This is a genomic window from Chondromyces crocatus (assembly GCF_001189295.1).
Taxonomy (GTDB): domain Bacteria; phylum Myxococcota_A; class Polyangia; order Polyangiales; family Polyangiaceae; genus Chondromyces; species Chondromyces crocatus.
The window spans coordinates 4310244-4335249 of the sequence record NZ_CP012159.1 but is presented as its reverse complement, the minus strand read 5'-3'; the positions used below and the strand labels follow the sequence as shown (position 1 = coordinate 4335249).

Sequence of the window (25006 nt, the reverse complement as noted above, 5' to 3'; positions counted from 1 at the left end):
CGGAGCTAGGCTTCCGGCAGCAGGCGACGGGTCCAGCCGAGCGTCACCGTACGGCCCAGACGAAGCAGGTCGTCGTCGCGCAGGGGGGCGGCCTTCACCGGTCCATCGGCACGCCACAGCCCGTTCGTGCTCGCCGCATCGATCGCCCACACCTCGCCCCCGATCTTCACGAGCAGCCCGTGGACCCGGGAGATCTCGGGCTCGGCCTTGATCTCCAGGCCGCAGCGCTCGTAGCGACCGACGAGCACCCCCCGCTCCAGCCGCTCCAGGCTCACCTCGTGCCGCATCCGTCGCCCACGGTGCGTGAGGACCAGACTGCCCCAGCCGATCTCCACGTTGTCGGGCTCTCCCAGCGCGAGCGCGGGCCCGACGCCCGTGACATGCGACACCTCCTCGTGGCTCCGCGCCGTGCCCACGGACGAGGCGCACGCGAGGCCCTCCTGGATCACCCCCCGCCCCTGGCCCGGCGAGCGCCGGTCGACGAAGACCCGAGGTGGCAGCGTCGACCACGCCTCGCGCCCGCAGGCCCCCCACCCCGCGCAGAGCGCCGCCGGGATCAGCCAGATCCCGAACCCGTGGACGGTGACGTGCAGCGGCCCGTCGGCGATGACCGCCGCGTTGCGCTGCCCATCCTCCGTGACGAACGGCACCCCGGTATCGAGATCCCACACCCGCGAGATCATCGCCCCCGCTTCCCGACGCGCGAAGACCACGAGCTGGCGCAGCGCGACCTTGGGAGAGCTCAACCGGAGCCCGCAGCGCGGATGTCGCCCCACCACGAGCGCGTGCCCGTCCTCGACCAGGGTCGCCTCCAGGACCCGCCCGTCGGGCGCCACGGCGATCGCCACCACGGCAGGCCGCCGCGTGAGCGCCGCGAGCCCTCGCATGCGCTCGTAGGCCGAAAGGAAGGCCTCGCGCGGCCCCAGCGGCTTCTCGTCGAGCAGCTCCACCTCGCGACGCCGCCCGAGGCGCTTGCTCTCCCCTCGCGGTCGCTGGCCGAAGCTCTCCGGGACGCTGGTCTCGTGGGACACGAACGCTCCTCGCAGGTGGGCCAGCGCGGCTGCCGGACGCACCGACATCACCCTGACCATGGATGGCACCGCGCACGACGGAAGCATCGTCGCGGCTGGTTTCCGGGGAAAATCTAGCCACGCCCCGTCACCTTGTCCGGCAGGGATGCACCGAATTCTGCTGTCAGGGATGCACCCGATAAGACCATCCAGCGATACGGCCCATGCATCCGGGGCGATCACAGCGGCGGGCTCTCCCACAGTCTCGCGAGGTGTGCCGCGAATCGCAGGTTACGGGTTGCGGGTTGCGGGTTGCGGATTGCGGGTTGCGCTTCAGCGGATCACGACCCGCTCTGCCTCGGAGTAGCCGGTCGAGTCGCCCTCGTACATGAACTCTGCCGCGGCTGGCGGCACCACGAACGAGCCTGCCGTCGTGGCCCGCGCCAGGTACGTCGCGGCGACCCGCTCTCCCCAGAGCTTGTCGAAGTACACGAGCACCCGATCGTCGCGCAGCTCCACGTGGCTCGCCTCGCTCCCGTACCGCAGCACCCCGGACAGCGGGTGTTCCCCGTCGAGCTCCGGCGCCGAGGCCACCGTGGCCAGGTCGGGCTGCACCGGCTCGAATCCTCCCGGCAACCGATCGGTGATCGCCAGGTACCCACGCCGCTCGTGCGAAAGCCCGCTCGGCACCCCCACCAGGAGCGCTACCCGCACCAGGTCCCCCGCACGCACCGCGCCCAGCTCGATCGGCTTCCCCTGCGGATCCGTGTACACCCGGTGCACGCTCGGCCCCAGCGCGGCGCGCGTCGCCACGAGCGCCTCGGACCCCTCCTCGAACAGCGGCCTCCGCCACGCGGCCTCCACCTGGTACGCCACCGCCGCAGGCCCCTCGGCCGTGAGCCGCAGCGTCGCCCGGCGCCCCTTCACCTTCTCGATCGGGATCGCGAACTCCTTGCTCCCGAACCCCAGATCCCGATCCACCGCGAGCGCTTCCCCGTCCAGGAAGACCTGCACCGGGCTTCCCTCCACGGTGGTCGCCGCGATCTGACCGGCCACCGCCAGGAGTGCGAACGACGTCGCTTGCGTGGTGTACGCCTCGGTCTCTCGCACCAGCGCCGACAGAAGCCGCGGGAGCACCGGCGCGCCTCGCCGCAGCCGCGTCAGCGCCATCGCCGCCTGCGCGCGGCTGCGCGTCGGCGACCCGTAGTAGTGGAAGTCGTTCGTCTTCGGCGCCGACGCCAGCTTCCCGTCCGCGTCGAGACCGTCCTCGACCGCGTCGAGCAGCGTCGCCACCCGGTCCTCCTGCCCTGACAAGCTCGACAGCGCCATCGCCAGGCTCGCCTTCCCGAACAAGCTCTGGCGCTCCCGCGTGTCGTAGAGCGCATCGGCCGCACTCTCCGGCAGCGCGCGCAACTCCGCGAGGCTCTCCGCGATGGCCGCCCGCACCTCGGGCTCCAGATCCCCGTCGAGCAGCCGCTCCCCGAGATACCGCTGCATTCCCTCGAGCAAGCCCGGGGGCGCCTCGATCCCGGCCGCCTTGGCCAGCACCACCGCCCGCATCGCGTACGCCGTCCCGTACACGTTCGGCTCCCGGTCCCCTGGCCAGTACCCGAGCCCTCCCGACATCGTCTTCATCAACGACAGCCGCGTGAGCCCGGCCTTGATCCGCGTCGCGATCTCCGCGTCGCTCAGCTTCGCCACCCCGATCCGCGGCAAGATCGTCCGCGCCGCGATGAGCGGCAGCGTGCTCGACGTCGTCTGCTCCACGCAGCCGTGCGGATAGCCCAGCAAGAACGCCACCCGCGGCCCCAGCTCGGGCCACAAGTTCTGGCCGACCCGCACCCGCAGCGCCCCACCGCGCCCATCCACGCTCGCCGGCACCGCCAGCGCGATCTCCCGCGACGCCTGGAACGCCCCGTCCAGGTGAGGCCGCTCCGTGAGGCCTGGCTCATCCACCCGGAGCTTCAAGTCCACCGCGTCGCGCACCTTGCCCGTCCCGTCCGCCACCGCGAACGAGAGCGCCTGCTCCCCCCCCTCGCGCGCCTCGAATGGGAACGCCACCCGGCTGTGCCCCCCGGCCGGCACCGTCACCGGCGCCGTCTTCTCCCCGAGCCGCACCGTCGCTGCCACGGGCGCCTCCGTGTTGTTGTGCACCATCGCCGAGAGTTCGAAGCGATCCCCGCGCGCCGCGAACCGCGGCACCACCGGCACCAGCATCAGCGGCTTGCGCACCGTGAAGTCGCTCTCCGCCATCGCCCCCTTGCCGCCCCGATCGAGCGCCACCGCCATCATCCGGAACCGCGTCAGGTTATCCGGCAGCTTGAACCGCACGCTCGCGCGCCCCTCCGCGTCCGTCCGCAGATCCGGCCGCCACAGCGCCGTCTCCACGAAGTCCTTCCGCGTCTGGCTCACCATCGTTCGCTCCGATCCCCCGCCGTCACCCGCCACATGGCTCCGCTCGTACAGCTCCGCGAGCCCCTCCCGGCTATCGCGCAGGTGAAACCGCAGCGGCATCCCGGGCCGCAGCGCCGTCACCGGATCTGGCAGATGGAAGTTCGTCAGCCGCAGGATCCCCTCGTCCACCACGGCCAGCGCGATCTCCGCCCCCTCCACGGGCGCCCCGCGCTCCTTCAGCTCCAGCGAGATCCCCACCTCCTCGCCCGGCTCGAACGACGCCCGGTCCGACTTCACCGCCAGGTCCAACCGCGACGCCGCGAGCGACACGGGGATCCGCACCGCCCCCACCTTGTAGTCCACCGCCGCCGAGCCCGTCTCCCCCACCGGCAACAGCGTCACCGCCACGTGCGCGTGCGGCGCGTGGGCTGCGTCGATCGGCACCTCGAACACCGCCGAGCTCCCCTCCACCCGCTGGCTCCGGTGCGACAGGAGCCGCCCCTGCTCCACCGTCAGCACCGCCGTCGCCGCCTTGTACGGGCTCCGCACCAGGATCTTCGCCGTCTCCCCGGGCGCGTAGCGCGCCTTGTCGGTCGCCACCTGCACCGTTCGCCCCCGATCCGGAAAGCTCACCTGCTCTCTCGACCCATCGCGCCACGCCCAGATCGACGTCCTCCCGCCCTTGCGGCCATCGACCTCCGCATGGATCTCGTAGTCCCCGCTGTGCGGCGCCGTCAGCGTGCAGCGCACCGGCGCCGCCGCGCTCTTCACCTCGCAGCGCCCCGCCTCGCTGAGCGACCGCGTCCAGCGCCACCGCAGCGCCCCTCCTGGCCCTCGCTGCTGCGTGTAGGCCCAGCTCACCCGCGTCATCCGCGCGCTCACGCTCGCCCCCACCACCGGCCGCCCCGACGTATCGCTCACCCCCAGCTCCACCGGGATCGCCTCACCCACCCCGACCCACGACGACGGCAACCGCAGCCCCGCGTAGCGCGCCACCGGGTGCTTCACCACCCGGCTCCGGTTCGCGATGTGACGGTTCGAGCTGTCCGTCACGTCCGCCTCCAGCACGAACGCCTGCGGCCCCTCGACCCCGGCCATCGACAGCGCCTGCTCGACGACCACCGTCCCGTCCGGCCCCAGCGTCCCGTCCCCTGCCCGACTCCACCGCGCCTCTCCGTCGCGATCCTCCCACCACGACCGCGACCGCCTGAACACGAGCCCCGCCTCGGTCAGCGGCCCGTCCGGGAACGCCGCCGCCTCCCGCTTCAGCGTCCAGCTCACCCGGCCTCCATCCATCGCCGCGCCGAACAGGTAGCGCCCCCGCACCGTCGCCCGCAGCCCCACCGGCGTCTCGGCAGCGTCCACGTCCACCGCGAACCGCGGCGCCTCGAACTCCGCCACCTGCACCATCGTCGACGCCAGCGGCGCGCTCTCCCCCCCTGCGCCCGCCGCGCCCAGCAGCACCTGGTGCGGACCCACCTTGCTGTCGGCCGGAAGGTCCACCCGCGTCGCCACGCTCCCCAGCTCGTTCGTCGTGTGCCGCGCCCGGTGCACCTCCTCCCCCGTCGGCCCCACCACCCGCAGCTCCACCTCCGAGCCGGCCACTGGCACCAGCCGATCCCCCTCGGGCCGGCGCAGACTCCCCTTCAGCCACACCGTCGCACCAGGCCGGTAGATCCCTCGATCCGTCAGCAGCAGCGCCCGCTCCGCGCTCGACACCGCAGCGTCGCCCTCGCCCTCACCTTCCTCGTCGTCATCGCGGCTCCCCGCGTTGCCGCCCGCCATCTCCGGGAACAGGTGCTTCGCGCTCACCCCGCCCTCATCGAGGGACAGGAACGAGATCACCCCGTCCTTCTCCACGCGCACCTGCCCCGACCCCGCCCCGAGCAGCGCGATCCCTTGCGCGTCCGTCGTCACCGCCGGCCCCTCCTTCCCCTCGAACCGCACGCTCGCCTGAGCGACCGGCTCCCCGCCCAGAAGCCTCGACACGTGGACCAGCGTCGACCCATCGAGCGAACGCGCATGCACCGCGAGCGACCCTTCCCTCGCCGGCTGGAGGAGCGCCACGCTCGGCCGCTCCGCCTCGCTCCCGCGCGGGAACTTCATCGGCTCGGCGCCCGGCGCGAACTTCGTCGCCCGCACCGTCGTCAGAAAGCTTCCCCCGGCGGGCAACGCCTTCTGCAGATCCACCACGCTCGTCACCAGCGCATCCGCCTTCGCCTCCTTGATCGACACTGGCACCCGCACCGGCGGCGCGCCGTCAGGCACCTTGTGCGTCCGCGCTTGCGTACGCGCCGCCTCGAAGGCCTCCGCGTCCCCCGAGGCGATCGGCCAGGCCCACAGCTCCGCCTCCAGCACGTTCCGCGTCGTCAGCGGGAACTGCTTCGACATCGCCGGATCGAGCACGAGCAGCCCCTCCGGCAGGGTCGCGCTCGCCCCCAGCGGCCGCCTGCGCACCGCGAGCTGGATGGGCTGCGCGATGCGCCCACCGTAGTCGTCCACGAGCCCCGACACGACGATCCGATACGACCTCGACGCCTCGAACCCACCGCCGATCGACACCATGTTCATCCAGCTCACGTTCTGGATCGACAGGTTGCGCACCGGCGGCGTCACCGAGATCAGGCCCCGCAACGCCCGCTCGGACAGCGCGATGGCGTGGTTGAACTGGAGATGGATCCCCTGGGTGTCCACCCAGAGCTGCCCGTCCTCCGCGACGCACGCTTCTTCGTCCCACCGGCTCCCGCACATCGGCGACTTCAGCGCGAGCGGCTCGGCCACCGACATCGTCCGCGTCTCTGCTGCCGTCTTCACCCCGCCGACGGTCCCCCCGTCCCGCACCCGCAGCGTCACCTTCTGCCCCGCCCGCAGCGGCGCCGCGGGCCGCGCCAGCACCACCAGCCGCGGATCCACCTCCACCCCCTGGAACGTCCTCCCGCGCGGCCGATCGAACACCAGCGGGATCGGACGCTCGTCCTCCCCCACCAGCGAGATCACCTTGCGCGCCTCGGTGAGCGCGATCGGCTGATCGTAGAGCACGCTCATCCCCTGGGACCGCGCGATGATCGTCTCGCCCGACGGGTACACCGCGACGGAGCGGATCGTCTCCGGGTCCGGCACATACCCCAGCACCTTCCCCGCGAGGGTCACGCTCGGCGTCACACGCAGCCTCGCGCTCCAGGGCGCGAGTGCCTGTCCCGACTTCCCCTTCAGCGCCCCCAGCGCCACCTCGTAGTCCTGGTCTCCCGCGAACTGCCCCGCCGCCGTGAACTCCAGCGTGAACGCGTTGATCCACCGCGCCTCGCCCTTCACCTCGGGCGTCAAGCGCAGCGTCCCCTTCGCTGCGAGCAGCCCCTTGCGCTCCCATCCGCCGACCTTCGGCGGCAGCTCCATGTCCTGATCGAACCGGATCCGGAAGCTCTGCCCGACGCTCACGAACTTCCGGTTCTGATCGAGCATCGGCAACGTCACCTCGGGCGACTCGGCGACCACCTCGGCCCGCGCATGCCTGGGCACCGCCACCCCCAGCACGCCCTCCAGCGGATCACGCACCACGCGCTGTGCACTCGGCGGCGGGAACACCAGCTCCCCCTCCGGCACGGAGACCTCGCGCACCAGGAGCGGTGACGCCGACTCCCCCGACGAAGCGCCCCCCGACATCGCCGAACCCGCGCCCCCACACGAACTTGCGCCCGCGCCGACGAGTCCCAGCGACGCCAGCAGGAAGCTCGCCGCGAAGAACCACCGACGCCGCAAACGTCCACTTCTCCCGCAAGGTTCCCCGCACGACGTCGTGCCTACCTGTCGTACCGCGAATCGCTGTTCGCTGCGCCGCGGTGCGGGTCGACGCGCCGCCTGCGCGGGCCGTGAATGGGGCCGATCAACCATGGAAAGAAGCCTCCTCGAGCGCGACCAGGTGGACGCGACGCCCCACGAACGCCACCCGGCGACTGCTCTATTCCAGGCTCATCACTCCCGTTCTGGCCGCTCCGCCGCATTCCATTCCCGGTGACGCCCGCCTATCATCCAGCTCATGATTGGGGATTCCGCGCGCCGACACCGAAGCGGCATCACGTGGCTGATGACGGCCCTTGGACTGGCCTCCACCACCCTCCTCGCAGCCTCCTGCGTCCTCGATACGCAGGGCACCTTGCCCAGCGCGACGGGCAGCGCCGGAAACGGACCGACCAGCAGCTCGACCAGCGCTGGCGGAAGCGGAGGGGAAGGCGGACAGGGAGGCCAGCTCCAGCCAGAGCCCGAGAACTGCCTCGACGGCATCGACAACGATCTCGACGGCTTCGTCGATTGCGCCGACGTCGACGACTGCGCCCCTGCCGACTACGCCTGCATCCCGGCTCCCCCCGACGGCTGGACGGGCAACGTCCACGCCCTGATCGGCGACTTCGACAGCACCGACGCGCCACCGGCCTGCCCCGAAGGCACCGCGGAGCGCGACTTCGTCGCCGAGCCCAGTGACGCTACCTGCACCCCCTGCGGGTGCTCTCACGACACCAGCAACGCCTCCTGCTACGCGCCCGCCATCACTTGCTACAACAGCGCAAACTGCAATGTAGGCGCATCGTCCGTCACCTACGCCACGCTGACCAACGGGTGTGGCAGCGTGAGCAACACCCCGAACCCGCTGTCGTGTCGCCTCGTGGCCCCCTCCAGCGTTCGCGACCGCGGCACCTGCGCCGTCGGCACGGAAGCCCAGCTCGTCGAGGCGCTCCCCTGGAGGCATACCGTGCGCACCTGCACCAGCAGCCTCCCCACCGGCCTCGGCTGCGCCCAGCCGGGCCACGTCTGCGCCGCGCGTCCCCCGGTCGTCGACGGGACCCCTGCCATCGACGACACCACGACCTGCATCCTCAAGGAAGGCGCCGACGCCTGTGACACCGGCTGGACCCACATCGACCTGCAGCTCTACGACGGCGGTGAGGACGGGCGGAGCTGCACCGCGTGTGGCTGCAACCTCGATGCGATCACCTGCACGGGCGGCAACGTGCAAGCCTACGACAACAACAATTGCAGCGGCGACAACAGGAGCGTCTCCACCCCCACCTGCACCAACATCACCGATCTCCGCGACTGGGACACCCTCGGCTTCCGCAGCGAGGTCGGCACCTTGACGGGCAACGTCGCCTGCACCGGCGGCGAAGGCCAGGGCGCCGTGGCGCCCGAGGGCCCGACGAAGCTCTGCTGCCAGCAGGTCGCGCCCCCTCCGCACTGATCACGCCGAACGCCTCGCATCCGCTGCGAAGCCCTGCGCAGCTGCCTCGCTCCTCGCGCCAGGGAGCGGGCACGAGCCCCGTTGCTGCAAACCACGCATCCACGGTACGCCAGATGGCATGACGCCCTGGCGACTGTTGCACACCACGCTTGGTCTCTTACTCATCATCGCCGCTGCAGGAAGCTGCGGGGTGCTCACTGGCCTCGACCAGTTCGAGGTGATCTCGACCAGCAGTACGGGCACAGGTGGCTCGATCAGCTCGGGCGGCGCCGGTGGCAATGCGGGCGAAGGCGGAGGCGGTGGACAGCTCCAGCCAGAGCCCGAGAACTGCCTCGACGGCATCGACAACGACCTCGATGGCCTCGTCGACTGCGCCGACGTGGAAGACTGCGCGCCCGCCGACTACGCCTGCATCCCGACGCCACCCGACGGCTGGACGGGCAACATCCACGCGCTGATCGGCGACTTCGGCAGCACCGACGCGCCGCCCGGCTGCCCCGAGGGCACCACGGAGCGCGACTTCGTCGCAGAGCCAAGTGATGCCACCTGCACCCCCTGCGCATGCTCTCACGACACCAGCGGCGCCTCCTGCTACGCGCCCACCGTCACTTGCTACAACAGCGCCAACTGCAGTGCAGGCACCTCGTCCGTCACCTACGCCACGCTGACCGACCAGTGCACCAACGTGAGCAACACCCCGAACCCACTGTCGTGTCGCCTCGCAGCCCCGCCCGGAGTACGCAACCGCGGCACCTGCGCCGTCAGCGAGGGAGCTCAGCTCGTCGACGCGCGCCCCTGGAGGCACACGGTGCGCACCTGCACCAGCAGCCTCCCCACCGGCCTCGGCTGCGCCCAGCCGGACCACGTCTGCGCCGCGCGTCCCCCTGTCGTCGACGGGACCCCCGCCATCGACGACACCACGACCTGCATCCTCAAGGAAGGCACCGACGCCTGTGAACCCGGTTGGACCACCATCGACCTGCAGCTCTACGTCAGCGGTGAGGACGGGCGGAGCTGCGCCGCGTGTGGCTGCAACCTCGACGCGATCACCTGCACGGGTGGCAACGTGCAGGCCTACGACAACCTCGACTGCACCGGCGACAACAGGAGCGTGTCCTCCTCTGGCTGCACCAACATCACCGATCTCCGCGACTGGGACTCGCTCGGCTTCCGCGGCACGCCGGGCACCTTGTCTGGCAACGTCACCTGCACTGGCGGCGAAGGCCAGGGGGCCGTCGTGACCGAGGGCCCGACGAAGCTCTGCTGCCGGCAGGTGGCCTCTCTTCGCCGCTGACCGCGCCGCACGACGGCACTCGCACCTGACCGGGCCAAGCGCTGCTGTCATCGGGTCGTACCTTCATGGCAGTCGCACCTTCATGGCAGAGGAAGCCTTCCTCGCCGGCGAGGCCTCGCGTGTGCAGTCCCTGCGCATGCCCACCCGACGCCAGAGCCGACCTCGCCCTTCGACGCCACACCTGTGCGGCTTCCAACAGATGCGAGGGTGCCGGCATGTCTCCCGCGTCACCAACCTTCGCTTGCGCCACCGTCTCCCCGCACGACGCGCCACCGTCTGCTCCGTTGGCATCCACGACACCGGCCGTGAGAACCAGAGTACCAGGACGACCAGGAACCCCGTGACGCTCTGCTGTCGGCAGATAGCTTCACTTCCAGGCTGAAATCTCCATGGTCTTGCACTTCCTGGCCCTGGCAGGTTCCACTTGAGCCGCCTACCCTGCACGGGATGAGTGAACGATTGCGCGCCCCCCAGCGCTCCAGGACGACGTTCTTCTTCGCCCTCTGTGGGATGGCAGCGATCGGACTCGTACCCGTCTCCTGCGTCCTCGACACCGAGGGCACCTTGAGCCAGCCCACGGGCGGCATCGGCGGCCAGGGAGGGCAGACGAACCCCGGCACCGAGGACTGCCTCGACGGCATCGACAACGACGGCGACGGCTTGATCGACTGCGCCGACGTCGAGGACTGCGCCCCCGCCAGCTACGAGTGCGCGCCCGCAGTCCCCGCCGGATGGACGGGTAACGTCCGCGTCGCCATCGTCGACTTCGCGGCTGCGGACACGCTCCCGGCATGTCCTGAGGGCACCGAGACGTCCGACTACTTCGCGGGCCCCGCCACCGAAGCCGCGTGCAGCAACTGCGACGGCTGCACCTGGAACCGCGACGACGCCGAGTGCTACGCGCCCACGCTCAGCTGCTACTCGTCCAACAGCTCGAACACGAACTGCAGCGGCGCTCCCACGTCGGCTCGGCCCAATTACCGCGGCAACGTCTGCGAGTCCTTCATCACCGGCGTCCCGAACAGTGTCTCGTGCCGCATCACGAGCGGCGCGTCGCTCCGCCGCCGCGGGGAATGCACCGCAGCGCCCGACGGCGGCCAGCTCCAGAACGCGCCGTGGGCCCAGGCGATCCGCGTCTGTACGGGCGCTCCACGCGAGGGCGGCCACTGCGATGACGGCCGCCAGTGCCTCCCCAAAACGAATGACGACCCCGCGTTCGGAGGTCTGGCTTGCGTGCTCACGCCAGGAGACGAGGCTTGCCCTGCGGGGTGGACCGATCTCGAACAACAGATCTTCCAGAGCGGCGACGACACGCGCACTTGTGCCGCCTGCGGCTGCGACCTCGGCGCGCTCGGGTGCGACGGTGGAGGGTTCCGCGCCCACGATTTCTCCAACTGCAACGGCTCCTCCATCACCATCGACAGCAACCAGTGCGTCGACATCACGCCGGTTCTCGGCCAGTCCTTCTCCTTCCGCGCCATGGCCGCCACCGTGACCGGTGACGTCGCCTGCACCGGCGGCCAGGGCAGCGGTGCGGTCACGCCCACGGGCCCTGCCAAACTCTGCTGTCGGTCGACGGGCGGCAACTGAGCCGACCGTCACCACCCACCTCGCTCTGAACCGCTCGCAGGAGTCGCCCGAGGGGAGCCTCGGAACGCCGAATGCATCGCTCGACGACCGGTCGCCGGACTGCCTCCAGAGACACCGTGCCCGCACCTCATGACCCATGGCCCGATCCCGTCGGCAAGCAAGACTCGGCGCCAGTGGACTGACCCTGGCCACGACCCTCCTGGTGAGCTGCGCCCAGCTCACCGGCCTGGATGGGTTCGAGGTGGGGAGCGGCTCCTCCGGGACCACCGTGGGCTCCGGAGGGATGGGGCCCTCCTCCGGCGAAGACTGCACCGATGGCCTCGACAATGACGACGACGGCCTGATCGATTGCGCCGACGTCGAGGACTGCGCTCCCACCGATCACGTCTGTGTGCCGGCGACGCCCCCCGGGTGGACGGGTGACGTCCGCGTCGCCATCGTCGACCACGCGGCAGCCGACACACTGCCGCCGTGTCCTGCCGGAACCGAGACCTTCGACTACTTCGCCGGCCCCGCCATCGAGGCCGAGTGCACGCCCTGCGACGGCTGCACCTGGGACCGCGCCACCGCCGCGTGCTTCGCCCCCACGCTCGCGTGCCACTCGTCGGGCAACGGGAACACGACCTGCAACGGCAACCCCACCTCCGAGCGCGCCGATCGCCTCGGTGGCACCTGCGAGTCGCTCACCTCCAGCATCCCGAACAGCGCCTCGTGCCGCCTCACGCAACCTGCCACCCTGCGCACCCGAGGGACCTGCGACGCCGCGCCCGACGGTGGCCAGCTCCAGACCTCTCCATGGAGCCAGGTGACCCGCGTCTGCATCGGCGCGCCACGCCTCGGTGGCCACTGCGACGACGGCGGGCAGTGCCTCCCCAGGTCGAACGACGACGCCGCGTTCGAGGGCTGGGCCTGCGTGCTCCAGCCTGGATACGACGCGTGCCCAGCGGGCTGGACCGATCTCGAGCGACAGCTCTTCGAGACCGGCGTCGACACGCGCACCTGTGCTCCCTGCGGCTGTGACCTCGACGCGCTCGGATGCACCGGTGGCGGGTTCCTCGCCTACGATCTGGCCGGATGCAGCGGCACGTACGTCACCATCGACAGCACCCAGTGCGTCGACATCACGCCGCTGCTCGGCCAGAATTTCGCCTTCCGCACCGAGGCCGCCACCGTGACGGGTGACGTCACCTGCACCGGCGGCGAGGGCAGCGGCGCCGTGATCCCCGAGGGCCCTGCCAAGCTCTGCTGCCTGTCGATGGGCCGCGCGAGCGACTGAATCGGCTGCGTCCACGCGTCGATGATGCTCGCGCACCTCGATCTGGACCGCTCGCGTGAGTTCCTCCGATGCGCATGAACTCTTCCGAGGAGAGCGCTCCGGCCGCTGGAAGCGTCCTTCGATGCTGGCGGCCAGGTTGCCAGCCCAGGCGCCGAGCATGTACTCCATGACACATGGCTCGATCCTCCTCGCAAGCAAGTTTCGGTGCTGGTGGATTACTCTTCGCCACGGCCCTCGTGGTGAGTTGCGCGCAGCTCACTGGCCTGGATGGGTTCCAGGTGGAGACCAGCTCCGCGGAGACCAGCGGGGGTGCAGGAGGCACCAGCGGGGGTGCAGGAGGCACCAGCGGGGGTGCAGGAGGGACAGGCTCCCCGTCCAGCGAAGACTGCACGGATGGCCTCGACAATGATGGTGACGGGCTGATCGACTGCGAGGACATCGAGGACTGCTCGCCGGCCGATTACGAGTGTGTACCCGCGGCGCCCTCTGGATGGTCGCGTAACGTCCGCGTCGCCATCGTCGACCATGCGATGGCGAGCACGCTTCCAGCCTGTCCCGGTGGCACCGAAGCCCACGACTACTTCGCCGGCCCCGCCACCGAGGCCGTGTGCAGCAGCTGCGACGGCTGCGCCTGGAACCGCGATGAAGCCGAGTGCTTCGCCCCCACACTCAGCTGCCACTCGTCAACCAGCTCGAACACGGACTGCAGCGGCAATCCCACGTCGGAGCGGCCCAATTACCGAGGAAACGTCTGCGAGTCCTTCATCACCGGCGTTCCGAACAGCGTGTCGTGCCGAATCACGGACGGCGCATCGCTCCGCCGCCGAGGAGAATGCAGCGCAGCGCCCGACGGTGGCCAGCTCCAAACCTCGCCGTGGGCCCAGGTGATCCGCGTCTGTACGGGCACGTCACGCGATGGTGGCCACTGCGATGACGGCCATGAGTGCCTCCCCAGGACGAATGACGACCCCGCCTTCGGGGACCTGGCCTGCGTGCTCAAGCCAGGAAACGAGGCTTGCCCAGCGGGGTGGACCGATCTCGAACAACAGATCTTCGAGACCGGCGTCGACACACGCGCATGCGCTGCCTGCGGCTGTGACCTCGGCGCGCTCGGGTGCATCGGTGGCGGGTTCCGCGCCTACGATTTCTCCAACTGCAACGGCTCCTCCATCACCATCGACAGCAATCAGTGTGTCGACATCACGTCGATTCTCGGCCAATCCTTTTCCTTCCGCTCCGAGGCCGCCACCGTGACGGGCGACGTCACCTGCACCGGCGGCCAGGGCAGCGGCGCGGTCGCGCCCACGGACCCTGCCAAGCTCTGTTGCCGCCAGTCCCCCTGACGCGCTAGGACCTCGGAGGGCTCCACGCCCCCTCCACCGCAGCGCGCCATGAAGCTCGTCTCCACCACCCTCACGGGAAACAACGAAGCCATCCTCGCCGACGCCCTCCGCAGCGTCGTCGACTGGGTCGACGCCTGCCTCGTCATCGACACCGGCGTCACCGACCGCAGCCTGGAGATCGCCCGCGAGATCGCCGGCGACAAGCTCGTCCTGCGCACGTTCCGCTGGGTCAACGACTTCGCGGCGGCGCGCAACTTCGCCCTCGACGCGGCCCACGAGATCCAGGGCGACTGGGCGCTCACCCTCGACACCGACGAGCGCATCGACCTCCGCGGCGAGGACCTCCGCGCCCTCCTCGAGACCGCCACCGAAGGCGTGCTCATGGTCATGGACGGGTCGGGCACCTACGCCAAGGAACGCTTCTTCCGCCTCCCGGCCAAGGCCCGCTTCAACGGCCCCACCCACGAGTCCTTCCCCTCGTACCAGGTCGGCACCCGTACCCTGGAGAAGGCCCGCTTCACGGAGCTGGCCAAGACCCCGGACGCCTACCAGCGCAAGTTCGAGCGCGACGCCGACATCCTCCGCCGCCACACCAAAGCGCACCCCCGCGATCCCCGCTGGTTCTACTACCTCGGCGACGCCCTCCAGAACCTCAAGCGCTACGAAGAGGCCATCCGCGCCTACAAGTCCTGCGCGGCCCTGCGCGGCTGGAACGAAGAGTCCGCCTGGGCCTGCTACCGCGCCGCCGAGTGCCTCATCACCATCGGCCGCTACACCGACGCCGTCGACACCTGCGCCTCGGGCATGGCCCTCCACGCCGGCATCGCCGAGCTGCCCTGGCTCGCCGCCTTCGCCTCCTGGAAGGCCGGCCGCGCCGAGCAAGCCGTCTACTGGGCCCGGCTCGCCATCCCCATGGGCCACTTCATGGGCGAAGGCCGCAAGGTGAAGCGCATCGGCTTCCGCAACCTCGCCGCCCTCAACGAAGGTCCGTTCGACGTCCTCCGCTTCGCCCTGCGCGCCACCGGCGACGCCGCTGGAGCCGCCGAAGCCGAGCGCCTCTACCACGAGGCCCTCGCCGCCCGCGCGACCGAAAGATCCGCGGGCTGAGGCGCCTCAGCGCGCGACCAGGAGGTGCGCGTCCGCCCACCAGTACGGGTACAGCGGCACGCGCTGCACCTGGGCGAACCCTGCCTCGCGCAGCACCGCCTCCCACGCCCCGATGGGCTCCTCGAACGTCACCCGCGTGACGCCGCGGTCCACGTACCCGAACATCACCGGCATCAGGAAGCCCTGCACCACCGTGTCGTATGTGGCGCCCTCGTACTCGGCGATCCCCTTCCGGTAGTGATCCAGCACGTAGCGCACGATCGCGGGCGAGAGCGGCGCCTCCATGGACGGCGCGTCGAACTCCGCCACGAGCAGCGCTTCTCCGTGCTCCCGCAGCCAGCGCAGCAGCGCCACGCGCTCGGCCGGCGGGACCGCGTGCAAGCTGAACGTCGCCTGCACGATCCCCCAGCGCCGTGACGCCACCGCCGGATCGGCGACGAACGCCTGACCGGACCCATTGAACGCCTCGAAGGCCACGCTGCGCGCCGCGAGCGCCTCCGTACACTGCGCGAGCAGCGGCGCTGCGGGCTCCACCAGGCTCACCTTCCGCACCGCGGGCGTCAGCGCGGGCAGCAGCGCCAGCCCGTCGCCTGGCCCCACGTCCAGGAGGTCGAACGCCGCCTCGGGGTAGTGTCGCGCGAGCGCCGCGCTCGTCGCCTCGTACAGCCCCACGTTCCCCCCGCCGCGGATGAATGCGCCGAAGCCCTCGGGTGACACATACACCTGGTGCTTCCCCTCGCGCACGACCCGAGCCAGGTACATCACGCCCGCTCGGAAGAGCGCGTCCCCTGGCGCCTCGGCCGCAGCGCGGCGCGCGAAGCCCTCTGCCTCGGCGTAGCGCTCATCGGCGAAGGCGAGGAACGCCAGGTAGAAGAGGCCTTCGGGCGTCAGCCCCTCCACGCTGGCAGCGGCGTCGAGTCCCGAGGCCGTGTACCGATCCCAGAGCGTCTCCAGCATTCCGTTCTCCCTGTCCAAGGTGTTCGGCTCTGCGCGATCACCCTGTACAGCAACTTCGGAGCGCACCGCGCCTGCTGGAGCGACCTCTCCGACAAGTTCGAAGCGCGCCGAACCTGCTGGAGCGACCTCTCCGACAACTTCGGAGCGCACCCAACCTGCTGGAGCGACCTCTCCGACAACTTCGGAGCGCACCCAACCTGCTGGAGCGACCTCTCCGACAACTTCGGAGCGCACTGAGCCCGCTGGAGCGACCTCTCCGACAACTTCGAAGCGCGCCGAACCCGCTCAGGACCCCTCTCCGACGACTTCAGGGCGCTCCGCTCCTGCTGGAAACCGCACTCCGCCGGCGCGGAGGGGTCGCCGCTCGCCGAAAAACGCGTTTCCACATCTCTCAACGCTCACCCAACCCGTTCCCGCGCCATTCCCACATCTCTCAACGGTCACCCAACCCGTTCCCGCGCCGTTTCCACATCTCTCAACGCTCACCCAGCCCGTTCCCACGCCGTTTCCACATCTCTCAACGGTCACCCAACCCGTTCCCACGCCGTTTCCACATCTCTCAACGGTCACCCAACCCGTTCCCGCGCCATTCCCACATCTCTCAACGCTCACCCAACCCGTTCCCGCGCCATTCCCACATCTCTCAACGCGTTTTCGAGCCCGCGACGGTGACTGCGCACCCAGCGACTGGCTGGGGGGCCTGCCTGGGACGCCCGGCGAAGACGCCCTCGTGACCTCGCTCACACGCGCCCCCTCTTGCTCCCGCCACCTCCACGGAAGCGCGGGTCGCCTCCACGAAAGCGCGGGTTGCGTCGGAGCCGGCCGACCCCCCGGCCGCGTGGCCGCAGCTACACCTCGACCCGCGCCCAGGCCCGACGCTGCCAGAGCGCGGCGTAGATCAGCGCTTGCACGGAGCGGTAGGCCGACTGGGCGATCCAGATGCCGAGCAGGCCGTAGCCGAGCACCGGGCCGATCAGCCAGGCGATGGGCAGGAACACCAGCCACTGCATGCCCACGCTCACCATCATCGTGAGCTTGCCGGCGCCCGCGCCGAGCAGGGCGTTCATCAGCACCATGCCCACGGACTCGGCGGCGATGGTCCCGCCGAAGACCTGGAGGGCGGGCTCCGCCAGCGCGAGGGTCTCGGGATCGTGGATGAAGATGGAGAGCACGGGCCCGGGGAGGAAGAGCATCGGCAGCCCGAGCACCGTCATGGCCACGGTGGCGACCTTCACCACGTCCCAGCCCCAGCGGTGCGCTTCGTCTCGATCCTTGCGGCCGAGGGACTGGCCGACGAGGGAGGCGGAGACGATCCCGAAGGCGAGGCCCGGGAGGATGGCGACGAGCATCACGTTGGTGAGCACGCTGGCAGCAGCAGCCTCCGCGGTGCCGACGTGGCCGACGATGGCGAAGAGGGTGGTGAGGCCCGCGGCGTAGAGGAGCTGCTGGATGCCGGCCGGGACCGAGATGCGGAGCATGGTCCGGAGGGCGGTGGCGTCCGGGAGCTTGCGGAGGAAGCCGGCGGGGCGGGCGAAGCGGAGGCCCTGGCCCATGTAGTAGAGGGTGCCGACGCCGGTGGCGACGCAGTTGGCGATGCCAGCGCCCAGGGTGCCGAGGCGCGGGGCGCCGAGGTTGCCGAAGATGAGCAGCCAGCAGAGGGCGATGTTGACCGCGTGCATCAGCACGAGGGTGCGGAGGTAGTTGCCAGGTCGGTTGATGCCGTTCCAGTAGCCCCGGAAGGCGAAGTTACACCCGAGGAACACGGCGCTGAGGAGGCGGACGCGCAGGAAGGGGACGCCGAGTTCGATCACGGCGGGGTCGGGGTTCAGCACGTGGAACAGGGCGGGGGCGACGAGCCACGCGATGGACGTCAGGGGCAAGGCGAGGGCGATGGCGAGGAGGAGGCCACCGTTCAAGGGGACGGCGGTCTCGTCCATGCGGCCTTCGCCGTGGCGGCGGGCGGCGATGGCCTGCACGCCCGCGGAGAGGCCCGTGACGAAGGCGGTCGTCATGAAGAAGGCGAAGCTGCCCGTGCCCACGGCCGCGAGGGCGGCGTTGCCGAGCGTGCCGACGAAGGCCGTGTCGACCAGGTTCAGCACGTTCTGCGAGACCATGCCGCCGATCACCGGAAGCCCGAGCGTCAAAATCGTCGTGGTCCGGCCCTTGGCGCCCACCACGTCGTGCTTCGCGGTCATGGGGCCTGATAGCATGCCGGCGTCCGATGCGAACGTTCCCTTCCTGCGCATCCTGGAGCGGCGCCGTGGTGGGCGCCTTGATCATCGCGGCGTGCGGCCATGACTGGGATGCGTTCGATCCCAGGGGCGGCGATACGGGGACCGGGATGGCCGGGCCAGGGGGGATGGGTCCGGGCGCCGGCGCCGCGGGCGGGTCGAGCCCGGGTGTGGGAGGTGGCGGTCAGGGAGGCGAAGGGGGGACGCCGGCGACCGGAGAGGTGCTCTGGGGGCGGGCGCTGACGGACGACGCGGACGACACGCCGCCGCCGGCGGTGGCCGTGGACGGGAGCGGCAACGTGTTCGTGGCCGGGACCTTCGAGGGGGAGCTGAAGCTCGACGGGGTGGTGGTCCTGACCTCGGAGGGCGAGCGCGACGCCTACGTGCTCAAGCTGGACCCGAGCGGGGCGCTGCTCTGGGGCCGGCGCATCGGAGGAGCCGGGGAGCAGCGGGCGTACGGCGTCGCGGTGGACAGCCAGGGGGGCGCGATCCTGACCGGGACCTACCGAGGAGAGCTGGGCTTCGAGACCATGGAGCTCGATGGCTCGATGGATCACGACATGTTCCTGGTGCGGATGAACGCGGCGGGGGAATTCGTGTGCCCGTGGACCGTCGGCGGGGCCGGAGAGCAGCTCGGGAGCGCCGTCGCGGCGCACGGGAACGACGCCGTGGTGGCGGGGATGTTCTTCAACACCATCGAGCTCGGCGCGGGCGACCTCACCAGCCAGGGGGACCGGGATCTGTTCGTCGCGCGCCTCGACGCGCAGTGCAACGAGGTGTGGTCCCGCGTGGCCGGGAGCGCGGACGCCGACTACGCCTGGAGCGTGGCGGTGAGCGGCGCCGGGCGGGTGTTCCTGGGGGTCGACTCGCCCGGCGTGCTGAATCTCGGGAGCGGGTCGCCGCCAGCGGCAGGCGAGGACGACGCGATCGTGGCAGCGTTCGGTCCCGATGGAGCGCCTCTGTGGACCCAGCGGTACGGCGACGCCGATGCGCAGTGGGCGCCACGGCTGTCGACGGATCCGTCAGGGAACGTGATCGGCGCCGGCTCGCTGTGGGGAAGGATGTCCGTGGGGTCGACGACGCTGGAGAGCGCAGGCGGGCCCGACATCTACGTGTTCAAGCTCGATCCAGATGGGCAGCCGCAGTGGGCGCGGCGCTTCGGCGACGCGATGGACCAGCACGCATTCGCGACGGCGACGGACGCGACGGGCGCCGTGCTGGTGGTCGGTGGGCTGAGCGGGGAGGTCGACTTCGGCGGAGGGCCGCTGGTGAGCGCGGGGAGTCGGGATCTGCTCGTGCTGAAGCTCGACCGCGACGGGAACCACGTCTGGAGTCGGCACGCGGGTGACGCGAATTTCCAGGAGGGGACGAGCGTGGCCGTGGACGCGAGCGGGCACGTGGTGGTCGGGGGTGGTTTCTCGGGGACGATGGTGCTGGGTCAGACGCTGGTGAGCACGAGCGGCGCGGACGCCTTCGTGGCGCGTCTGGCCCCCTGAGGAGCGTCTCCGCGGTCGCCGCGGTCGCCGCGGTCGCCGCGGGCACAGGGTCGTCCGTTGCATCGCACGCGTCAGAGGGAAGCCGCCTGCGCTCGCTTCTCGATCTCGCGGATCGCGTAGGGAAACATCAGCTCTCCGACGAAGAGCTCGCGGCCGACCACGACGACGGGCCGGAGGGGTGGGATGGCACAGGAGCGCACCATGCGGGTGTCTCGCCAGATCTTCTCCACGACGTCGGGCTGGAGCGCGCGCGCCCGGACCTGGTCCACATCCAGGCCGAACGCGATGAGCAGCGCGGTGAGTTCGTCGAGGTCCCCGGCATGTCGCCACGCATGGAAGCGCTCGATGAACTGCCAGAATCGGTCGGGGCAGGCCTCTGCCACCGCCTCGATCAAGCCCGCAAAGAGTTCGCTCTCCCGTTGCTTGTGGCCCGTGAGGCCGTGCATGAAGCGGTACTGGACCTGCCCCAGGACGTCGTTCAGCCTCTCCTGGAGCGCCGGGTGTGCGTGGATGCTGTAGCCGGAACACGGGTCCACGACCTCGATCACCTCGATGGGTCCCGTGCCCAGCGCGGGTAGTTCCTTGCGCGGGATCAGCGGGGCCGGGAGCTGGGGCGGCGTCGCGCGGCCTTGCACCTTGCGCAGACCGTGGCGGGCAATCGCCATCGCCACCCGCAGCCCGTCTCCGCCCAGGGAGAGCTGCACCTGGAGGACCTTCCCGGGATCGTAGGGGCGATGGCCCTCCTCGCGCATCAGCACCGCGCCGATCTGCTGGATCCACCGCTCGACCGCGCGCTCGGGGTCTTCCCCTCCCGCGAGGGTGCTGGCGAGCGTGGCGTGCAGCGCCATGACCTCCTCCAGCGCCTGGGGGCCGAGGAAATCACCGCTCACCCTGAGCTGCGCCGCCAGGTGATCGAGCAGCGACGGCATGTCGTTCGCCTGCTGCAGGCCGTGGTCCACGAGGCGTGGGTAGCCGTGCACCCCCACGGGGGTGTGGAGCAGGCAGTGGTAGTTTTCCAGGAGGAAGTCGACGCTGAGCTCTCGGAGGTGCTTCGCGAACGACGGGTGCGGGAAGGGCTCGCTCACGGTGGGGTCCTCGTCGAGACGATGCCGGCGTCGAGGCCGGGACAATGGCAATGACGAGGTCGAACTCTAAGCGGTCGACCGGTCCATCGGAAAGCACCACGCCGCGGTCGATGCCCATCCCCCCTCGGCAAGGCACTCGGCGCCGTGGGCTTCGGCTGGGCGGTCGACGCCGTGGGCTTCGGCTGGGCGGTCGACGCCGTGGGCTTCGGCTGGGCGGTCGACGCCGCGGGTCGCGGTCGACACGGCACGATGCCCGCCTCGACGCCCACAGGACGAGCCCTGCAGGCTCGGAGGAGAATTCGGCCGAGCCAGAACCAGGAAGACAACCCCGCCGCGGGACGTGTAGCTTTGCCTTCGTCCACGTATTTGCGCACAGGCACGTGGTTGCGCACAGGAGAAGCCTCATGCTCCGGCAGTTGACTGGATCGCTTGCTTTCATCGCCGCCATGTCGGCTGCGACGGTGTCTCTGGCCCACATCGAGCTGGTGAATCCGCCGCCGCGCCACATGGGCAATGCGCAGCAGAAGGATGGCCCGTGCGGTGTCGCGAACAGCCCGCGTGGCTCGACGATCACGGAGTACCAGGCAGGTTCCACGGTCACGATCTCCTGGACGGAGACGATCAATCACCCCGGCCATTACCGGCTGATGTTCGTGGAGGACGGGCAGGCGTTCCCGAACCCGCCCAATGGGACGACGTTCTGCACGGCAGGTCAGGAGACGAGCCCGGGGAACGGCATCTGGTGCCTCGCCGACAACATCACCGACAGAGACACGTCAGCCCAGGGCGCGGACAAGAACTATTCGGCCACGGTCACGTTGCCCAATACAACCTGCAACAACTGCACATTGCAGCTCATTCAATGGATGAGCGAGGCTGCTGCCGGCAGGGAACTCTACTTCAAGTGCTCGGACGTGCGATTGGTTGCGGACGGCGCGGGCGGGAGCGGAGGTGATGCGTCGAGCGGAGCGGGAGGCGATGGCGGCGTGGGTGGGAGCGGCGGCGCAGGAGCAAGCACGTCGAGCACGTCGGGCGCGGGCGGGAACGGCGCAGGCGGCGAACCCAATGGCGCCGATCCCTACCCCGAGAGTGGCGGTTGCACGATGGGCTCGGGCCAGAGCACCGCATCTGCAGCAGCCCTCGCGGCGCTCGGCCTTCTGACGTACGTCGGTCGTCGTCGTCGCACGAGGCGCTGAACCTTCGCACGGCGTCGCCCCTTCTCGGCTTCACGCCGCTCGTCTCCCTGCGCACGCTTGACGCGGTCGCGCTTTCTGACCTCTCATCACCCCATGGAAGGCCTCCCCGTCCAGCCAGGGACGGTGCTCGCCGGCAAATACCTGGTCGAGGGGGTGCTCGGCGCGGGCGGCATGGGGGTCGTGGTCACGGCTCAGCAGCTCGGCCTGGATCGCTCGGTCGCGTTGAAGCTGATGCTCCCGGGCAAGCTGGTCGGGCCGGAGGCGCTGGGGCGCTTCCTGCGCGAGGCGCGCGCCACGGCGCGGCTGCGGAGCCAGCACGTGGCGCGGGTCTTCGACGCCGGCACCACCGAGGAGGGGGCGCCGTACATCGTGTTCGAGCGGCTGGAGGGGCTCGATCTGGCGGCCCTGCTGCAACGCGACGGGCCGCTGCCGATGGAAGACGCGGTGGAGTGCGTGCTCCAGGCCTGCGAGGGCATCGCCGAGGCGCACGCGGCGGGGCTCGTGCACCGGGATCTCAAGCCGTCGAACCTCTTCCTGACGACGCACGCCGATGGCTCGCCTTGTGTGAAGGTGCTCGATTTCGGCATCACCAAGGAGACGGGGACCGACATCCGGCTCACGAGCGGGCAAGCCGCGATCGGGTCGCCGCTCTACATGTCGCCGGAGCAGATGCGCTCGTCCCGTGAGGTCGACGCGCGCTCGGACATCTGGTCGATGGGCGTGGTCCTGTACGAACTCTGCGCAGGGACGCCGCCGTTCTACGCAGAGACCGTGCAGCACCTGTGCGCGAAGGTGCTGGTCGAGCCGCCAACGCCGCTCGCGACGCTGCGCTCGGGGCTGCCGAGTGCGCTGGAGGTGGTGCTGTTGCGTTGCCTGGAGAAGGATCGCGAGGCGCGCTTTCGCGACATCGCCGAGCTCGCGGCGGCGCTCGGGGACTTCGCGCCCGCACGGGCCCGCGCGTACGTGGATCGCGTGGCCGCAGTGCTGCATGGGCGCGGTCGTGGTTCGCACGCTGGGTCAACGGCTCCGGTGCCCGTCCCCGCGCCGGCGGTCACGACGCGCCTCGCTCCGGACTCACCTCCGCTCCACCCCGCGGCGCAGCTTCCCCTCCACCCCGCGGCGCACGCGCCTTCGACGGCCACGCCGTCCCCTGCGCAGGGGAACTCGCCGACAGCATGGGGAGCGCACGCGACGGCGAAGTCCGCCGAGGAACGCAGCACCGCACCTGCTCCGCGCTCGCGGAGGCCCGGCCTACGCGCGGCCGTAGCGGCGCTCGCTCTCGCGCTGCTCGGTGGGGTGGGCTTTCGCTTCGGGGTGGCTCCACGCTGGCATGAGCGCGCGGAGTCGTCCTCCGCACGCGACGAGCCCGCGGAGCACGCCGCAGCGGATGCCCCCTCGGACGGAGCGCAGCGAGCGCACGCGCCAGGGGCTCCGACGCTGGCCTCGACGTCTTCGCCTCTCGCGGCGACTCCTCCCTCGCTGGACGAGAACGCAGGGCACACGCCCACGCCTGCCGGCCTCACGAGCACGAACGCGAGCGCGGTCCCCAGGCCGTCCTCCGCATCGACCGGGGCGAGCACGCTGCCCAGGCCCGTGATCCCGAGCCCGCCAGCCGCGCGCAGCGCGACCGCGACACCAGGGACCAGGCCAGCCGGAACGACGGCGACCCCGCCGGCGACGACGACCAATCCCTACCAGCGGAAATGACGGCCCGATCCGGGGAGGCAGGAAGCGCGCTCACGCCGCTGGAGGGCGGCTATTCTTGGCGCGATGTCGTCGCGCCGCCCGAGGAAGCCGTTCGTGCGCCGCCCGCTCGCTGGTGAGGTGCTCCTCGCGCTCGGGTGTGCGCTCTTGCTGATCGGGACGCCGCAAAGCGCCTCAGGAGAGCCGACGCAAGCCGATCAGGCCGCAGCCGACGCGCTGTTCAACGAGGCGCAGCAGCTCCTCGAGGCCGGCCAGTTCGATGCGGCATGTCCTCGCTTTCTCGAAAGTCACCGTCTGGATCCTGCGGCAGGGACGCTGCTCAACCTGGGGGACTGCCATGAACGCGCTGGGCGCACGGCGAGCGCGTGGGGCGCGTTCCGGGAGGCGTACGCGCTCGCGCGGCAGGTGGGGGACAAGGTGCGGGAGCAGGAGGCGCAGCGGCGTGCGGACGCGCTGAAGCCGCGGCTGTCGTACCTCACGATCGAGGCCGCGGCGTCGGAGGCTCAAGGCGCGCTCACGATCACGCGCGGTGGACGCGAGGTCGCGCCGGGCCTGTGGGGGGTGGCCGTGCCGGTGGATCCTGGAGCGCACGCGGTGGTCGTGAGCGCGCCGGGCAAGGAGACGTGGCGGACGACGGTGCAGGTCGCGCCGGGTGGAGGGACGACGCGTGTCGTCTGTCCAACGCTCCAGATCTCATCGGTGACGTCGACGCCGCTCGAGGAGAAACCGCCAGAGTTCTGGTCGACCCAGCGCGTCCTGGGGGCGGCGCTGGGCAGCCTCGGGGTGGCCAGCGGGGTCGCTGGCGCGGTGTTCGGAGCGCAGGCCATGCAGCTCATGAACGACTCGAATCGCCACTGCGGGGAGGGAGATCCGGGGCCTTGCAGCGCCAGAGGGGTGACGTTGCGCGAGCACGCCGATCAGGCGGCGACGGCAGCGAACGTGATGTTCATCGTGGGTGGCGTGGCGCTGGTGGGCGGGGTGGTGCTGTTCGCGACGGCGGGGCCCGGGGGGCGAGGTCCAGCGGCCGCGGCGGTGCGGGTGGAGGCGTGGCCTGCCCTGGGGCGGGTGGCGCTCACTGGGCAGTGGTGAGGGG

15 protein-coding genes are annotated in these 25006 nt (G+C 70.7%); 10 read left to right on the top strand and 5 right to left on the bottom strand.

The window, feature by feature from the left end:
• Positions 1-5 precede the first annotated feature (5 nt).
• Together CMC5_RS16015 and CMC5_RS16010 are read right to left on the bottom strand one after the other, a co-directional pair.
• Positions 6-1031 (bottom strand): FHA domain-containing protein, encoded by a 1026-nt coding sequence (locus CMC5_RS16015; RefSeq protein ID WP_156338630.1) that lies wholly within the window; start codon positions 1029-1031, stop codon positions 6-8.
• A gap of 312 nt (positions 1032-1343) precedes the next feature.
• Positions 1344-7160: an alpha-2-macroglobulin family protein gene (locus tag CMC5_RS16010; RefSeq protein WP_050431251.1), complete on the bottom strand. Its 5817-nt coding sequence runs from the start codon at positions 7158-7160 to the stop codon at positions 1344-1346.
• A 277-nt stretch (positions 7161-7437) separates the two neighbouring features.
• Between CMC5_RS16010 and CMC5_RS16005 the strand changes: the two genes are divergently transcribed.
• From CMC5_RS16005 to CMC5_RS15980, 6 genes are all read left to right on the top strand, one after another.
• Positions 7438-8634, top strand: a complete 1197-nt coding sequence (locus CMC5_RS16005; protein WP_156338629.1) for a hypothetical protein — start codon at positions 7438-7440, stop codon at positions 8632-8634.
• A gap of 118 nt (positions 8635-8752) precedes the next feature.
• The gene (locus CMC5_RS16000) at positions 8753-9928 is read left to right on the top strand and encodes a hypothetical protein (RefSeq protein WP_218920273.1); all 1176 of its coding nucleotides are present in this window, start codon (positions 8753-8755) and stop codon (positions 9926-9928) included.
• A 447-nt stretch (positions 9929-10375) separates the two neighbouring features.
• Positions 10376-11518, top strand: coding sequence for a hypothetical protein (locus tag CMC5_RS15995; protein WP_156338628.1), 1143 nt, complete (start codon positions 10376-10378; stop codon positions 11516-11518).
• A gap of 136 nt (positions 11519-11654) precedes the next feature.
• Positions 11655-12794, top strand: coding sequence for a hypothetical protein (locus CMC5_RS15990; RefSeq protein WP_156338627.1), 1140 nt, complete (start codon positions 11655-11657; stop codon positions 12792-12794).
• A gap of 239 nt (positions 12795-13033) precedes the next feature.
• Positions 13034-14137 (top strand): hypothetical protein, encoded by a 1104-nt coding sequence (locus tag CMC5_RS15985; RefSeq protein ID WP_156338626.1) that lies wholly within the window; start codon positions 13034-13036, stop codon positions 14135-14137.
• A gap of 48 nt (positions 14138-14185) precedes the next feature.
• The gene (locus CMC5_RS15980; RefSeq protein WP_050431245.1) at positions 14186-15244 is read left to right on the top strand and encodes a glycosyltransferase; all 1059 of its coding nucleotides are present in this window, start codon (positions 14186-14188) and stop codon (positions 15242-15244) included.
• A 6-nt stretch (positions 15245-15250) separates the two neighbouring features.
• On the opposite strand, the gene CMC5_RS15975 is transcribed toward CMC5_RS15980, so the two are convergent.
• Positions 15251-16219, bottom strand: a complete 969-nt coding sequence (locus tag CMC5_RS15975; protein ID WP_245678463.1) for a class I SAM-dependent methyltransferase — start codon at positions 16217-16219, stop codon at positions 15251-15253.
• Between the two features lie 830 nt (positions 16220-17049).
• Positions 17050-18396, bottom strand: coding sequence for an MATE family efflux transporter (locus CMC5_RS15970; protein WP_050431243.1), 1347 nt, complete (start codon positions 18394-18396; stop codon positions 17050-17052).
• Positions 18397-18422: 26 nt separating this feature from the next.
• Between CMC5_RS15970 and CMC5_RS15965 the strand changes: the two genes are divergently transcribed.
• On the top strand, positions 18423-19928 hold the full coding sequence (locus tag CMC5_RS15965) for an NHL repeat-containing protein (RefSeq protein WP_156338625.1): 1506 nt from the start codon (positions 18423-18425) through the stop codon (positions 19926-19928).
• 71 nt (positions 19929-19999) lie between these two features.
• Here CMC5_RS15965 and CMC5_RS15960 read toward each other — a convergent pair whose 3' ends face one another.
• Complete coding sequence (locus CMC5_RS15960; protein WP_050431241.1) at positions 20000-21013, bottom strand: DsbA family protein; 1014 nt, start codon at positions 21011-21013, stop codon at positions 20000-20002.
• A gap of 404 nt (positions 21014-21417) precedes the next feature.
• Between CMC5_RS15960 and CMC5_RS15955 the strand changes: the two genes are divergently transcribed.
• The 3 genes from CMC5_RS15955 (at position 21418) to CMC5_RS15945 (ending at position 25002) form a co-directional block, all read left to right on the top strand.
• Entirely contained in the window at positions 21418-22209 is a 792-nt protein-coding gene (locus CMC5_RS15955) for an SCE4755 family polysaccharide monooxygenase-like protein (protein WP_050431240.1), read from the top strand.
• Between the two features lie 93 nt (positions 22210-22302).
• Positions 22303-23916, top strand: a complete 1614-nt coding sequence (locus tag CMC5_RS15950) for a serine/threonine-protein kinase (protein WP_050431239.1) — start codon at positions 22303-22305, stop codon at positions 23914-23916.
• A gap of 93 nt (positions 23917-24009) precedes the next feature.
• Positions 24010-25002 (top strand): tetratricopeptide repeat protein, encoded by a 993-nt coding sequence (locus tag CMC5_RS15945; protein WP_156338623.1) that lies wholly within the window; start codon positions 24010-24012, stop codon positions 25000-25002.
• Positions 25003-25006: the final 4 nt, after the last annotated feature.